The 13,432-nt window shown below is 52.3% G+C and carries 11 protein-coding genes, 6 tRNA genes and 2 other RNA genes; 8 read left to right on the plus strand and 11 right to left on the minus strand.

Annotation, left to right across the window (positions count from 1 at the left end; translation table 11 throughout):
* The first annotated feature begins 157 nt into the window (after positions 1 to 157).
* The 3 genes from zipA to MT962_RS16965 all read left to right on the plus strand — a co-directional run bounded on the left by zipA (position 158) and on the right by MT962_RS16965 (position 3,457).
* Positions 158 to 1,150: a cell division protein ZipA gene (gene zipA, locus MT962_RS16955; RefSeq protein WP_247366105.1), complete on the plus strand. Its 993-nt coding sequence runs from the start codon at positions 158 to 160 to the stop codon at positions 1,148 to 1,150.
* 71 nt (positions 1,151 to 1,221) lie between these two features.
* Positions 1,222 to 3,240, plus strand: coding sequence for an NAD-dependent DNA ligase LigA (ligA, locus tag MT962_RS16960; protein ID WP_247366106.1), 2,019 nt, complete (start codon positions 1,222 to 1,224; stop codon positions 3,238 to 3,240).
* A 1-nt stretch (position 3,241) separates the two neighbouring features.
* The gene (locus MT962_RS16965; RefSeq protein WP_247366107.1) at positions 3,242 to 3,457 is read left to right on the plus strand and encodes a DUF3820 family protein; all 216 of its coding nucleotides are present in this window, start codon (positions 3,242 to 3,244) and stop codon (positions 3,455 to 3,457) included.
* On the opposite strand, the gene MT962_RS16970 is transcribed toward MT962_RS16965, so the two are convergent.
* Entirely contained in the window at positions 3,451 to 4,446 is a 996-nt protein-coding gene (locus MT962_RS16970) for a bile acid:sodium symporter family protein (protein WP_247366108.1), read from the minus strand. The genes MT962_RS16965 and MT962_RS16970 overlap by 7 nt on opposite strands.
* An 89-nt stretch (positions 4,447 to 4,535) precedes the next feature.
* Here MT962_RS16970 and MT962_RS16975 point away from each other — a divergent pair, with 89 nt between their 5' ends.
* Positions 4,536 to 5,465, plus strand: a complete 930-nt coding sequence (locus tag MT962_RS16975; protein ID WP_048888539.1) for a LysR family transcriptional regulator — start codon at positions 4,536 to 4,538, stop codon at positions 5,463 to 5,465.
* A 2-nt stretch (positions 5,466 to 5,467) separates the two neighbouring features.
* On the opposite strand, the gene MT962_RS16980 is transcribed toward MT962_RS16975, so the two are convergent.
* The 7 genes from MT962_RS16980 to MT962_RS17010 all read right to left on the minus strand — a co-directional run bounded on the left by MT962_RS16980 (position 5,468) and on the right by MT962_RS17010 (position 6,622).
* Positions 5,468 to 5,788 carry a FlxA-like family protein gene (locus MT962_RS16980; RefSeq protein WP_024559108.1) on the minus strand — a complete coding sequence of 107 codons (321 nt, stop codon included), beginning with the start codon at positions 5,786 to 5,788 and terminating at the stop codon, positions 5,468 to 5,470.
* A gap of 141 nt (positions 5,789 to 5,929) precedes the next feature.
* A non-coding RNA gene (locus MT962_RS16985) (RtT sRNA) lies at positions 5,930 to 6,056 on the minus strand.
* 22 nt (positions 6,057 to 6,078) lie between these two features.
* Positions 6,079 to 6,205: non-coding RNA, RtT sRNA (locus tag MT962_RS16990), on the minus strand.
* Between the two features lie 22 nt (positions 6,206 to 6,227).
* Positions 6,228 to 6,303, minus strand: a tRNA-Lys gene (locus MT962_RS16995).
* Positions 6,304 to 6,307: 4 nt separating this feature from the next.
* Positions 6,308 to 6,383, minus strand: a tRNA-Val gene (locus MT962_RS17000).
* A gap of 42 nt (positions 6,384 to 6,425) precedes the next feature.
* A tRNA-Val gene (locus tag MT962_RS17005) sits at positions 6,426 to 6,501 on the minus strand.
* 45 nt (positions 6,502 to 6,546) lie between these two features.
* A tRNA-Val gene (locus MT962_RS17010) sits at positions 6,547 to 6,622 on the minus strand.
* A 258-nt stretch (positions 6,623 to 6,880) separates the two neighbouring features.
* Between MT962_RS17010 and gltX the strand changes: the two genes are divergently transcribed.
* Positions 6,881 to 8,296, plus strand: a complete 1,416-nt coding sequence (gene gltX, locus MT962_RS17015; RefSeq protein WP_048888538.1) for a glutamate--tRNA ligase — start codon at positions 6,881 to 6,883, stop codon at positions 8,294 to 8,296.
* Positions 8,297 to 8,346: 50 nt separating this feature from the next.
* Here gltX and MT962_RS17020 read toward each other — a convergent pair whose 3' ends face one another.
* A complete protein-coding gene (locus MT962_RS17020) occupies positions 8,347 to 8,730 on the minus strand; it encodes a YfeC-like transcriptional regulator (RefSeq protein WP_024559106.1) in 384 nt (127 codons plus the stop codon).
* Positions 8,731 to 8,733: 3 nt separating this feature from the next.
* A complete protein-coding gene (locus MT962_RS17025) occupies positions 8,734 to 9,096 on the minus strand; it encodes a YfeC-like transcriptional regulator (protein WP_024559105.1) in 363 nt (120 codons plus the stop codon).
* 219 nt (positions 9,097 to 9,315) lie between these two features.
* Here MT962_RS17025 and MT962_RS17030 point away from each other — a divergent pair.
* The 3 genes from MT962_RS17030 (at position 9,316) to MT962_RS17040 (ending at position 11,957) form a co-directional block, all read left to right on the plus strand.
* Positions 9,316 to 9,391: transfer RNA gene (locus MT962_RS17030), tRNA-Ala, on the plus strand.
* 43 nt (positions 9,392 to 9,434) lie between these two features.
* Positions 9,435 to 9,510 (plus strand) — tRNA-Ala (locus MT962_RS17035).
* A gap of 269 nt (positions 9,511 to 9,779) precedes the next feature.
* Positions 9,780 to 11,957, plus strand: a complete 2,178-nt coding sequence (locus MT962_RS17040) for an EAL domain-containing protein (protein WP_247366109.1) — start codon at positions 9,780 to 9,782, stop codon at positions 11,955 to 11,957.
* A gap of 46 nt (positions 11,958 to 12,003) precedes the next feature.
* On the opposite strand, the gene MT962_RS17045 is transcribed toward MT962_RS17040, so the two are convergent.
* Positions 12,004 to 13,188: a NupC/NupG family nucleoside CNT transporter gene (locus MT962_RS17045; RefSeq protein WP_024559103.1), complete on the minus strand. Its 1,185-nt coding sequence runs from the start codon at positions 13,186 to 13,188 to the stop codon at positions 12,004 to 12,006.
* Between the last annotated feature and the right edge of the window lie 244 nt (positions 13,189 to 13,432).

The following is a 13,432-nucleotide window of genomic DNA, read 5'->3' on the forward strand; positions in this document are numbered from 1 at the left end:
AGTTCGGAAATGGTCGAAAAAACAGCAAAAAGCAGTTTTTCTTACATCTTTATGCTGAGAAAACCGAGTGCGCACTTGCACTTGAGCAGATGGGCAAATACTCTTAGTGAGTAAATGTTTGCCGTGGTGGCAAGGTGTTAGAACAACAGAGAATATAATGATGCAGGATTTGCGTCTGATATTAATCATTGTTGGCGCGATAGCCATAATAGCCTTACTGGTTCATGGACTCTGGACCAGCCGTAAGGAGCGTTCTTCCGTGTTCCGCGATCGTCCGCTTAAGCGAATGAAATCGAAGCGTGACGAAGAGGATTTTGATGAAGACGCCGAGGACGATGAAGCGGAAGGTGTTGGTGAAGTGCGTGTACGCCGCGTAAATACGCCCCAGGACAACGCGAACTGGGAACAGGAAACGCCGCGTCAGCCACAGCACAACTACCAGCCGCCTTATGAGTCGGCCCAACCGCGCCAGCCAGCTCAACAAGCGCCTGAACAGTCGCCTGTCGCTGCCCCGCGCCCGCAAGCGCCCGTGCAACAGCCTGCACCGCAGCAATCCGTAGCGCAGCCGCAACCGCGCGCGCCGGTTCAACAACCTGTTCAGCAGCCCGTGCAGCCCGTCGCGCCGCAATACGCTCCGCCGCCTGTGCAGCAGCCAGCGCCGCAACCTGCGATGCAACAACCCGCGCCGCAGCCTGTTGCTGAGCCTGTCGAGACGCCAAGGCCGCAGCTTAAAGAAACGGTTATTGTCATGAACGTAGCGGCGCATGCTGGTACGCAAATCAACGGCGATGTCCTGCTCAACAGTATCCAGCAGGCAGGCTTCAAATTCGGCGATATGAATATCTTCCATCGCCACCTGAGCCCTGACGGCAGCGGCCCGGTCCTGTTCAGCCTTGCCAATATGGTTAAGCCTGGCTCTTTTGATCCTGAAATCATGACCGACTTCTCCACGCCTGGCATTACCATCTTTATGCAGGTGCCCGGTTTTGGCGATGAGTTGCAGAATTTCAAACTGATGCTGCAGTCGGCTCAGCATATTGCTGATGAAGTGGGCGGCGTGGTCTTAGATGACCAGCGTCGTATGATGACACCGCAGAAGCTGCGTGAATATCAGGACCGCATTCGCGAGGTCAAAGAGGCTAACGCCTGATATCATCCTGGCCCCCCGAACCTTATAACAGCCCCCGCATGTCGGGGGTTTTTTATCATTGATGGTGCGATATGGACTCAATCGAAGAAAAACTGACTCAACTGCGAACCACGCTTCGCCATCATGAATTTCTCTATCACGTCATGGACGCGCCCGAAATCCCGGATGCGGAGTATGACCGCCTGATGCGCGAACTGCGCGCCATGGAAGAGGCGCACCCGGAACTGATTACCCCCGATTCGCCCACCCAGCGCGTGGGCGCTATGCCGCTTACGGAATTCAGCCAGGTGCGTCATGAAGTGCCGATGCTGTCGCTGGATAACGTTTTCGATGAAGCCAGCTTTTTGGCCTTCAATAAGCGCGTGCAGGACCGACTGAAAAGCGCCGACGCGCTGGTTTATTGCTGCGAGCTGAAGCTTGACGGGCTCGCGGTCAGCCTGCTGTATGAAAACGGCCTGCTGGTGCGCGCCGCCACGCGTGGCGATGGCACGACAGGGGAGGATATTACCCTGAATGTGCGCACCATCCGCGCTATCCCGCTTAAACTGCACGGCAAAGATATTCCCTCGCGCCTGGAAGTGCGGGGCGAAGTTTTTCTGCCTCAGGCGGGCTTTGAAAAAATCAACGAAGAAGCGCGCCGCAATGGCGGTAAAGTGTTCGCCAACCCGCGTAACGCCGCTGCGGGCTCCCTGCGTCAGCTCGACCCGCGTATTACCGCAAAGCGTCCACTGACCTTCTTCTGCTATGGCGTAGGTCTGCTGGAAGGCGGCGAGCTGCCGCGCAGCCATATGGCGCGCCTGCAGCAATTTAAAAAATGGGGGCTGCCGGTCAGCGACCGCATTCGCCTGTGCGGGACGCCGGAAGCGGTGCTGGAGTTTTACCGCAAAGTAGAGGCGGACCGCCCTGGACTTGGTTTCGATATCGACGGCGTAGTCATCAAAGTTGATTCGCTGGAGCTGCAGGAACAGCTGGGCTTTGTCGCTCGTGCGCCGCGCTGGGCTGTGGCCTTTAAATTCCCGGCGCAAGAACAGATGACTACCGTGCGCGATGTGGAATTTCAGGTTGGGCGCACCGGGGCTATCACCCCGGTGGCGCGTCTTGAGCCGGTGCAGGTCGCGGGCGTGCTGGTAAGCAACGCCACCCTGCATAATGCCGATGAAATTGAACGTCTCGGCCTGCGTATTGGCGACAGAGTGGTGATTCGCCGTGCGGGCGACGTTATTCCGCAGGTCGTCAACGTTGTGCTTTCCGAACGCCCGGAAGAGACGCGCCCGGTCGAATTTCCCGCGCATTGTCCGGTTTGCGGTTCTGATGTCGAGCGCGTTGAAGGCGAGGCGGTGGCGCGCTGTACCGGCGGACTGATTTGCGGCGCTCAGCGTAAAGAATCGCTCAAGCATTTTGTCTCCCGCCGTGCGATGGATGTTGATGGCATGGGAGATAAGATAATCGATCAACTGGTGGAAAAAGAGTACGTGCACACGCCAGCGGATCTGTTTGGCCTTGGCAAAGAGACGCTTGAGCGTCTTGAGCGGATGGGACCCAAATCGGCGCAAAATCTGGTGGACGCGCTGGAGAAAGCGAAGCAAACCACGTTCGCCCGCTTTTTGTACGCCCTCGGCATCCGTGAGGTTGGCGAAGCGACGGCGGCCGGGCTTGCCGCTTACTTCGGTACGCTCGACGCGCTGATGGCCGCCTCGATTGAAGAGCTGCAAAAAGTGCCGGACGTCGGCGTTGTGGTCGCCACGCACGTCTTCAACTTCTTTGAAGAAGAGAGCAACCGTGAGGTTATCCGGGAGCTGGTTGAGCAGGTAGGCATCAGCTGGCCTGCGCCGCTTGTCGTTAAAGCGGAAGAGATAGACAGCCCGTTTGCCGGGAAAACCGTCGTATTGACCGGCTCTTTAAGCCAGATGTCGCGTGATGACGCTAAAGCTCGTCTTGAGGCGCTTGGCGCTAAGGTGAGCGGCAGCGTTTCAAAGAAAACCGATATGGTCATCGCTGGCGAAGCGGCGGGTTCTAAGCTTGCCAAAGCGCAGGAGCTGGGCATAGAAGTTATTGATGAAGCGGAAATGCTGCGTCTGCTTGGAGAGTGAAATGGAAAAGGCCCAGCTCATTGAGATAGCGAATACCGTGATGCCGTTTGGCAAATATAAAGGGCGGATGCTTATTGATTTGCCGGAAGAGTATCTGCTCTGGTTTGCCCGCAAGGATGAATTTCCGACGGGCCGTCTCGGCGAACTGATGGCCTTTACGCTACTGATTAAAAGCGAGGGGCTGACACATCTGTTGCAGCCCCTGAAGCGTCACTGAGCCTGGACGGCGCGGGCATCCGCCTGCGCTTTCGCGGTCTGGCGCTGATAACGACGTGCCAGCGCCGCACATACCATCAGCTGGATCTGATGAAAAATCATCAGCGGCAGCACCATCACCCCAACCGCGGCGGCAGGAAAAAGAATATTCGCCATTGGAATGCCATTAGCGAGGCTCTTTTTCGAACCGCAGAATACGATAGTGATTTCATCCGCCTTATTAAAGCCGAGACGGCGGGCGACTACCGTGTTAACAATGATAACTATCGCCAGCAGCACCAGGCTTACCGCCACGATAAACAGCAGCGATCCCGCGCCCACCTGATGCCATATGCCGTTAACCACCGCCTCGCTGAAGGCGCCATAAACCACCAGCAGAATGGAAGCCTGATCGGTCTTGCCTATCCATTTTTTATGCTTTGCTACCCAGTCGGCAATCCAGCGGCGGGAAAGATGGCCCAGTACGAACGGCAACAGCAGTTGCAACATAATGGTGCCGACTTGCTCAAGGCTGCCGCTGGCGCCGTTAAGGTGCATCAACAGACCAACCAGTAAAGGGGAAAGGAATATTCCCAGCAGGCTTGATGCAGAAGCGGAGCAGACCGCCGCCGCCACGTTGCCGCCAGCAAGCGAAGTAAAAGCAATAGCGGATTGCACGGTGGCGGGCAGAATGCACAGATAGAGGAAGCCGGAATAGAGCTCGGGGCTTACCGGCACCGGCGCCCACCAGGCAAACAGCACGCCCAGCGCGGGAAAGAGGATAAATGTGCTACACATCACCCACAGGTGCAGGCGCCAGTGACTGCCGCCTGCGATGATGGCTTCTCGTGATAGCTTCGCGCCATGCATAAAAAAGAGCAGGGCGATGGCCGCATTGGTCAGCCAGTCGAACCAGGTGACCCATTCTCCACGAACCGGGAAGAAAGAAGCCAGCAGAACCACTGCGATTAGCGTGAGGGTGAAAGGGTCGAGGATGCGAAAAAGTTTCATAACCGTTCCTGCCATAAGAAAGCTTCATTGTGCTCAAGGCGGTTTAAGAAATAAAATTGATTTATTGCATCCATTGATGAATAAAACAGATGAATTATACCTTACGCCAGCTTCGTATTTTTGTCGCCGTCGCGCAGGCGGGCAGCTTTAGCCGCGCCGGCAGCCAGATAGGGCTGAGCCAGTCCGCTGTTAGTCATAGCATTAAGGAACTGGAGATGCAGACTGGCGTGCGGCTGCTTGACCGTACCACGCGTGAAGTCGTACTGACTGAGGCTGGTCAACAGCTGGCGGTGCGTTTGCAAAGGCTCCTTGATGAGTTAAGCAGCACGCTGCGTGATGTCGGCAGGCTGGGGCAACAGCTCTCGGGTACGGTGCGGGTAGCGGCCAGCCAGACTATCTCCGCTCACCTTATTCCTCAGTGCATCGCCGAAGGAAATCAACGCTATCCGGATATCGACTTTGTCCTTCACGATCGCCCGCAGCAGTGGGTGCTGGAAAGTATTAGGCAGGGCGATGTGGATTTTGGCATCGTGATCGATCCGGGACCGGTAAACGATCTGACGTGTGAAGTCGTGCTCGCGGAGCCGTTTCTTCTGCTTTGCCAGGAAAATGCTCCTCTGGCTTCCCTGCCGCATGTCACATGGCAGGATTTGCAAGGGGCTAAGTTGGTGCTACAAGATTATGCTTCCGGCAGCCGTCCGCTGATCGATGCTGCGCTTGCCGCCCAACAGGTGCAGGCGATGATTGTGCAGGAGATAGGACACCCGGCAACGCTGTTTCCGATGGTAGAAGCGGGAATCGGCATCAGCGTGTTGCCTGCACTGGCGCTGCCGTTGCCGCAAGGAAGTCGTCTTACGGTACGACGTTTAACGCCTGTCATTGAGCGTAAACTGATGCTGGTGCGCCGTAAAAACCGCTCACTATCGGGCGCTGCCCAGGCTATTTGGGACGTGGTGCGTGAACAGGCCCGGCAGTTAACCGAGGCCCGACGTGGCGACCCGCTGTTTGAGGAAGAATAAACTTAAACGTAGATATCAATCTGGTGATCGCCAGAGGCAGCCTTAATTTCATTGGCCATATCTGCTTTCTGCTGTGCGGCCTGCGCTTTTTGTTGTTGCTGTTGTTGCAGTTGCTGGAGTTGTGCTTCCAGCATCTCTATTTGCTGCTGAACAAGCTCTTGCTGACGCTTCTTTTGTTCAGCGCTGCCGCTGCCGCTGGTTATTTCTTTAAGCTGTTGCGTCAGTTTTATAATTTTTTGCGTAATTTGCTCGATTTGGGACGATACGTTGCTGCTATTGCCTGCAGAAGGTGAAGAGCTGGTGGCGCTGATGGTAATAGACATTCGTTTCTCCAGACGGAAATGGTACGAATGTTATCGGCAGAGAAAATAATATCTTGAGCAAAGCAGTTTTTGATGAATGAATGGGCTTTGTCAGCATGACACTAAAAAGCGAAAAGGCGCCTTTAGGGCGCCTTTTTACATTGGTGGGTCGTGCAGGATGACTTCGCCCTTCGGGCCATTGCCGCAAGCGGCAATGTTGCCTCGCTAAAGCTCGGCTCGAACCTGCGGCAGGTTCGAATCATTGACAACTGCGCATAGCAAAAAGGCGCCTTTAGGGCGCCTTTTTACATTGGTGGGTCGTGCAGGATGACTACGCCCTCCGGGCCATTGCCGCAAGCGGCAATGTTGCCTCGCTAAAGCTCGGCTCGAACCTGCCGCAGGTTCGAATCATTGACAACTGCGCATAGCAAAAAGGCGCCTTTAGGGCGCCTTTTTACATTGGTGGGTCGTGCAGGATTCGAACCTGCGACCAATTGATTAAAAGTCAACTGCTCTACCAACTGAGCTAACGACCCGAAGTGGTGGGTGATGACGGGATCGAACCGCCGACCCCCTCCTTGTAAGGGAGGTGCTCTCCCAGCTGAGCTAATCACCCACTTCGGTACTTCATATATAAGAAATTTCGCTGGCGAGAAAGTGGTGGGTGATGACGGGATCGAACCGCCGACCCCCTCCTTGTAAGGGAGGTGCTCTCCCAGCTGAGCTAATCACCCACTTCTCAATTTCTTATCTACACTGCGGAAGCCACTTGTTTAGAGTGGTGGGTGATGACGGGATCGAACCGCCGACCCCCTCCTTGTAAGGGAGGTGCTCTCCCAGCTGAGCTAATCACCCCCGCTGTGTGGAGTCGCATTATAGGGAGAGTTGAAAATGAGTCAACGCCTTTTCCAAAGTTTTTGTTTGTTCGTCGTAAAATTAGCCAGGGTGATGGTTTGTTAAGCTTTTTCGCCTGAATTCGCGCCAAAATCATGCTTTGTACCGCTGAGCTCAGGCGGCAACATTGAGGATTCAATTCAGGGTGGTAGAATATTGCGCACTGAAATTCCCTGGCATTTGCCGCTTTTCGGCACTGTTCAACACTAAGGCCACTTAATGAAAATCAAAACCCGCTTTGCGCCGAGCCCGACTGGCTATCTTCACGTCGGCGGCGCTCGTACTGCTCTCTATTCCTGGCTTTTTGCGCGTAATCAAGGCGGCCAGTTTGTGCTGCGTATTGAAGATACCGATCTTGAGCGTTCCACACCGGAAGCAATCGAAGCCATTATGGATGGTATGAACTGGCTGAGCCTGGAATGGGATGAGGGTCCGTACTTCCAGACTAAACGTTTTGACCGCTACAACGCGGTTATCGATGAGATGCTGGAAGCGGGTACTGCTTATAAATGCTATTGCTCGAAAGAGCGTCTGGAAGCCCTTCGCGAAGAGCAAATGGCGAAAGGCGAAAAGCCGCGTTATGACGGCCGTTGCCGCCATAATCATGAGCATCATGCTGACGATGAGCCTTGCGTCGTGCGTTTTGCTAACCCGCAGGAAGGCTCCGTCGTATTTGATGACCAGATCCGCGGACCTATCGAGTTCAGCAACCTTGAGCTGGACGATCTAATTATTCGTCGTACAGATGGTTCGCCAACCTATAACTTCTGCGTCGTGGTTGATGACTGGGATATGGAAATCACGCATGTTATCCGTGGTGAAGACCATATCAACAATACGCCGCGTCAGATTAACATCCTGAAAGCGCTGGGTGCGCCAGTGCCGCTCTACGCACACGTCTCTATGATCAATGGCGACGATGGCAAAAAGCTTTCTAAACGTCATGGCGCGGTGAGCGTGATGCAGTATCGCGACGACGGTTATCTGCCGGAAGCGCTATTGAACTATTTAGTGCGCCTGGGCTGGTCTCACGGCGACCAGGAAATTTTCAGCCGCGAAGAGATGATTCAACTCTTTGCCCTGGGGGCGGTCAGCAAGTCCGCCAGCGCGTTCAACACCGACAAACTGCTGTGGCTGAACCACCATTACATCAACACCATGCCAGCGGAATATGTGGCAACGCATCTGCAGTGGCATATTGAGCAGGAAGGGATTGATACCCGTAATGGTCCGCAGCTGGCGGAGCTGGTGAAACTGCTGGGCGAACGTTGCAAAACGCTTAAAGAGATTGCCCAGACCTGCCGCTACTTCTATGAAGAGTTCGCTGAGTTTGATGCTGACGCCGCGAAGAAACACTTGCGTCCGGTTGCTCGTCAGCCGTTGGAAGTGGTTCGCGATAAGCTGGCTGCTATTAACGAATGGACGGCGGAAAATGTTCATCACGCCATTCAGGCTACGGCCGATGAGCTGGACGTCGGCATGGGCAAAGTTGGCATGCCGCTGCGTGTCGCGGTGACCGGGGCAGGTCAGTCCCCTGCGCTGGATGTTACGGTACATGCTATTGGCAAATCCCGCAGCGTAGAACGCATTAATAAAGCGCTGGCTTTTATTGCAGAGCGTGAAAGTCAGCAATAATAAGCGGCAGGAAATTGTCAGTTATAAAAAGCCGGTCTTGTACCGGCTTTTTACTCTTCTTCTATCCCGAGCCGTGAAAGCAAACCACTGACGCCTTCATTTTCCAGTAATTCGCTAAGCCTGTGCTGCTCACTTGCTGTCATCATGCTGAGCGCTTCCTGTAACTGGAGGGCTAAATCGCTGGTAGAGGTGCTGTAATCGGCGGGCGTTTCCTGCGCGTAAGTAATTTCACCAGCAAAGTAACGCAGCTGCTTTGTACTGAGAAGATACTCGCGTACCGCGGCATTAACGAAAATCTCAAGCTGACGCTTGCTGCCTTTCAGCTTTCTTCTTTTCCAGTTTTGCGCTCGCGCCCAGCGACTAATCGTCTGCGGCGTAGTGGCCGCCAGTGCTGCCAGCTCCGCAGAGGTCATCCTTGTTTTAAACTTAATCATTCTCTATTCCGCGCTTCGAATACCCAAACGCAGCAACAGCCCGGAAATGCCTTCTCGCAGCAATAGCGAAGTCATTTGCTTTTGTTCCGACGCTGTCATCTCTTTAAGGGAATTTCGCAATAAGATCTCAAGGGGCGTGTCAGGAACGGCCGCGATGTAAACGCCGGTGTTATCTGCCGCCCGCTGCGTGCTGCGGATGAAATTTCTGACCTGTTCATCAACGTGGATCAGCCTGGCTTTACCACCCTGTACGCCGGGTTTAGGCGAGGTTTCCCATCCTTCTTTACGAACCCACTTATTGATTGTTTGACGGCTATAACCCGTCATCATCGCCAGTTCTTCAGGCGTCATTCGTTCCTTGAGCATGAATAGTCCTGCTGACAGTGTGTTTATTAGGGCTTCATCTTAACGCGTAATTTTACTGGAAACTGTGATGTGAATAACTAGCGGATTCGGGAAAGCCGCTTCTTTTCAGATAAGTTGCTGGCTTTTTCAGCGTTTGAAAAGGGATGATAAATTTGCCGTTGACAGTATGGAAGGGAATTCTTATTATGCCGCCCGTCAACACGACAGAGTGTTTACGTTGGGGCTATAGCTCAGCTGGGAGAGCGCTTGCATGGCATGCAAGAGGTCAGCGGTTCGATCCCGCTTAGCTCCACCAAATCTCATCCCACAAGATTTGGTTACGTAACACGACATTCCGTGGGGCTATAGCTCAGCTGGGAGAGCGCTTGCATGGCATGCAAGAGGTCAGCGGTTCGATCCCGCTTAGCTCCACCAAAATTTAAACCCTCGCCAAACGGCGGGGGTTTTTCATTTGTGCTATTCCCTGCCACAGAACGTTTCTTAAACGGTGGCTAAATAACGCTTTAAGTAACAATAAATATATATAATTATTTGTTGTTTATTTTTATTTAATTCAATTGGTGAATGTAATTTTACTAAAAAGGTAATTCATCTTTTGCCGCCTTGTCACACCGGTGAAAGGTATTTACCATTGGCAATGAATTCCCTTTCTTTTAAACAACAGAAAAATAACATTCATTGCTATGAAATATTACAATCAGCTGCGGAAATCAGGCATCGCTCTTGGGTTATGTTTTCTGTTAATGCCCTTATCCCGCCTGTTATCTCCTCAGGCTGAGATCGATGGCGCTATGCTTTATCTCGCTTATTTGCCCTTAAGCGTAGCTATAGCCATGATGTTTATTTTTGGACGGTTCGCCTTACTTCCCCTTTTTATCAGCTTTTATTTCTGGTATTGGCAACAGTTGTCGCTGGAAACACTGCAAAATCTAACGCTGGTATCATGTTTTATTATTTCGCTTATTGCCGGGGGACTCGTTTGTCGACGCTTACTTGGCCCGCGCTGGCGCTATGCTCTGCCGGGTAAGGGGGTGGGGATTCGGCTGTTTGGTTTTGGTTTGATAACGCCTTGCGTACTGAAATTATTGATGCTGCTGGCAGGGCTTTCTCTTGGTTATCCCACTACCATCGCTTCTTATTTTGGTGAAAGCTCGCTATTTTACAGTGTGGTGGATTTCCAAAACCTGTTTCTTACTGCCTCGGCTTTTACCGTACTTTTTTACTATCCTTTGCGAATAATATTGAGCAAGGTCGTTGCCAGAAATTTTTGGCGACGCTGCGTGCTCCCTGCGATAGCGCCGGACAAAATTATCTTTACCCTTGGCTGGTTATTTACCGTTGTTGTATTAACTTCGCTTTTTTGCTTGCCTTATAAGGCAGTGATTATCTCCGGCTATATGGTTCCGGTTGTTTTTATCTTATTTACTATGGGCGTATTCCATCTGGGACCCCGGCTGGTAACACTGTGCTGGGCGCTTGTGGCGTTATCGCTTCTTTCCTGGTACAGCGGTTTTATTCCAGATGAAAATGCGCAATTCATGCTTTGCTTCGTGCTTTCCATTTTTATCGCTTTCACTGTCTCTATGCTTTTTATGACGGTGATATTTCAGCGTAATGCCTGGATGCAGCGTCGTTATCATACGCTTGCTCAGACCGATCCGCTGACCCAGTTGCCTAACTTACGCGCGCTGGAACTCCACCTGGAACGGGAACGTGCCGGCACGCTCTGCTGTCTGCGCCTGGGAAATCTGGAGATTCTCAGCCGCCATTATGGCTTGCAGATGCGCATTCACTGTAAAAAGACCGTCGTTCAGGCTCTGCAACCCTGGCTTGGTGTTAACGATAGCGTGTTCCATTTGCCGGGCTGCGATTTGTTAATCTTTCTCGCCGGGCCGGAGCCTGCATCCCGACTGCGGCATATGGTCGACATGCTTAACAGTAAGCGTATCCACTGGCATAACACGGTGCTTGAACTGGATTACGGCGCTGCCTGGGCGAGCGTAGAAAACAATAAAGATCTGCTTTACCGGCTTATCGGCCAACTTAGCTATCTGGCTGAGCAAACGCAAATGAGCGAGCCGGTGCTGGCGCTGAACGAGCGTGAAGCTAACGTTTCAGGTCAAATCACTGGACAAGTGCTTATGCTGCAAAGCGTGAAGCGCGCTCTGGATGAAAACCAGATAATGCTCTACGCCCAGCCGATCGTTGACGGGAACGGCCGGGGATATCATGAAATCCTTTCCCGTCTTTACTGCGACGGGCAGGTTATTGCGCCAGATAAATTTATGCCCATTATCGCTCAGTTTAACCTTAGCGCCTGCTTTGACATGCTGGTGCTGCAAAAGCTGCTTCATTACCTGAGTGAGCGTCCGCAAGCTGACAACGAGGCGCGCTTTTCCCTCAATTTAATGCCGATGACGTTGATGCAAAAGGGGATTGCGAGACAAATCGTTTCGCTCTTCAACCAATATCAGGTTTCGTTCAGCGCAGTGATTATCGAAGTGACCGAAGCGCAGGCCTTTTCAGATTCGGAAACCAGCCTGAAAAACGTCGCTCTGTTGCGCCAGAGCGGGTTGCGTATCGCCATTGATGACTTTGGTACAGGTTACGCTAACTATGAGCGTCTGAAGCATATTGAGGCGGATATCATCAAGATTGACGGCTGTTTCATTAAAGACATTATCAACGATCCGGTTGATGAAATGATTGTGAAATCGATCTGCGAACTGGCGAAGGTCAAATCTCTGACGGTGGTGGCGGAATATGTTGAAACACAGGCGCAGCGTGAAATGCTGCTTCGTCTTGGGGTGAATTATCTGCAAGGTTATCTGCTCGGCAAACCCGAACCACTGCAGTTCTGATATAAAAAAACCGGAGCCTGAGCTCCGGTTTTTTATTTTTTATCTATTACAGCACCAGCGCGGCGATAGAAGCGGAAAGCACGCTGACAAGCGTTGAGCCATATACCAGCTTCAGGCCAAAGCGGGAAACCACGTTACCCTGTTCTTCGTTCAGGCCTTTAATCGCACCGGCGATGATGCCGATGGAAGAGAAGTTAGCAAATGAGACCAGGAACACGGAGAGGATGCCTTCGGCGCGGGGTGAAATTTGGCCAGCCAGTTTCTGCAAATCCATCATGGCGACGAATTCGTTAGAAACCAGTTTAGTCGCCATGATACTGCCCACCTGCAGCGCTTCGCTTGCCGGAACACCCATCACCCAGGCTATCGGGTAGAAGATGTAGCCCAGAATGCCCTGGAAAGAGATGCCAAGCACCGCCGCGAACAGGGCGTTAAGACCAGAAATCAGCGCGATAAAGCCAATCAGCATTGCGGCGACGATAATCGCTACTTTAAAACCTGCCAGAATGTACTCGCCCAGCATTTCGAAGAAGCTCTGACCTGCGTGCAGATCGGACATCTGCAGATCTTCTTCATTTTCAACACGGTACGGGTTAATGATTGAGAGGACGATAAAGGTGCTGAACATGTTCAGAATCAGCGCTGCCACCACATATTGTGGTTTCAGCATGGTCATGTAGGCGCCGACAATCGACATGGAGACCGTGGACATCGCCGTTGCGGCCATCGTGTACATGCGGTTGCGCGACATTTTGCCCAGGATATCCTTATAGGCGATAAAGTTTTCTGATTGTCCCAGAATCAGCGAGCTTACCGCGTTGAAGGATTCGAGCTTGCCCATACCGTTAACTTTAGAAAGCACAGTACCGACAGCGCGAATAATAATCGGCAGCACGCGAATATGTTGCAGAATACCGATCAACGCAGAAATGAAGACGATAGGGCAGAGCACTTTCAGGAAGAAGAACGCCAGGCCTTCATCGTTCATTTTGCCGAAAACGAAGTTAGTCCCTTCGTTAGCGAAGCCAAGCAGTTTTTCAAACATGTCGGCAAAGCCTTTTACGAAGCCCAGGCCGATATTCGAGTTCAGGAAGAACCAGGCCAGAAGAACTTCAATGACTAATAACAGACCAATATAAGGCAGACGAATTTTCTTGCGGTCATGGCTAACCAGCAAGGCAAGCAGCGCAACAACAGCAAGCGCCAGAATAAAGTGCAGAACGCGGGACATGTTTGCTCCGAATATGAGGCAGGTTTAATTTCCGTGCACATTCTATGCAACAAACATTTAGAAAACGAGAGTAAACGCACACTATAGTAAGGTCCTGTGACGGAACGCAAAAAAAGTGATCCATCATACAATTCTGATATGTTAAGTAAGGAAGTGAAAAGTTACGTCATACTGCTACACTTGCATAACAACCGGGTCGCCAGAGCCGTTGGCTGTGACCGGACGCCATAAACCCCACCTTGCA

Origin of the sequence: Franconibacter sp. IITDAS19 (genome assembly GCF_023079515.1) — a bacterium.
In the GTDB taxonomy this organism is placed as follows: domain Bacteria; phylum Pseudomonadota; class Gammaproteobacteria; order Enterobacterales; family Enterobacteriaceae; genus Franconibacter; species Franconibacter pulveris.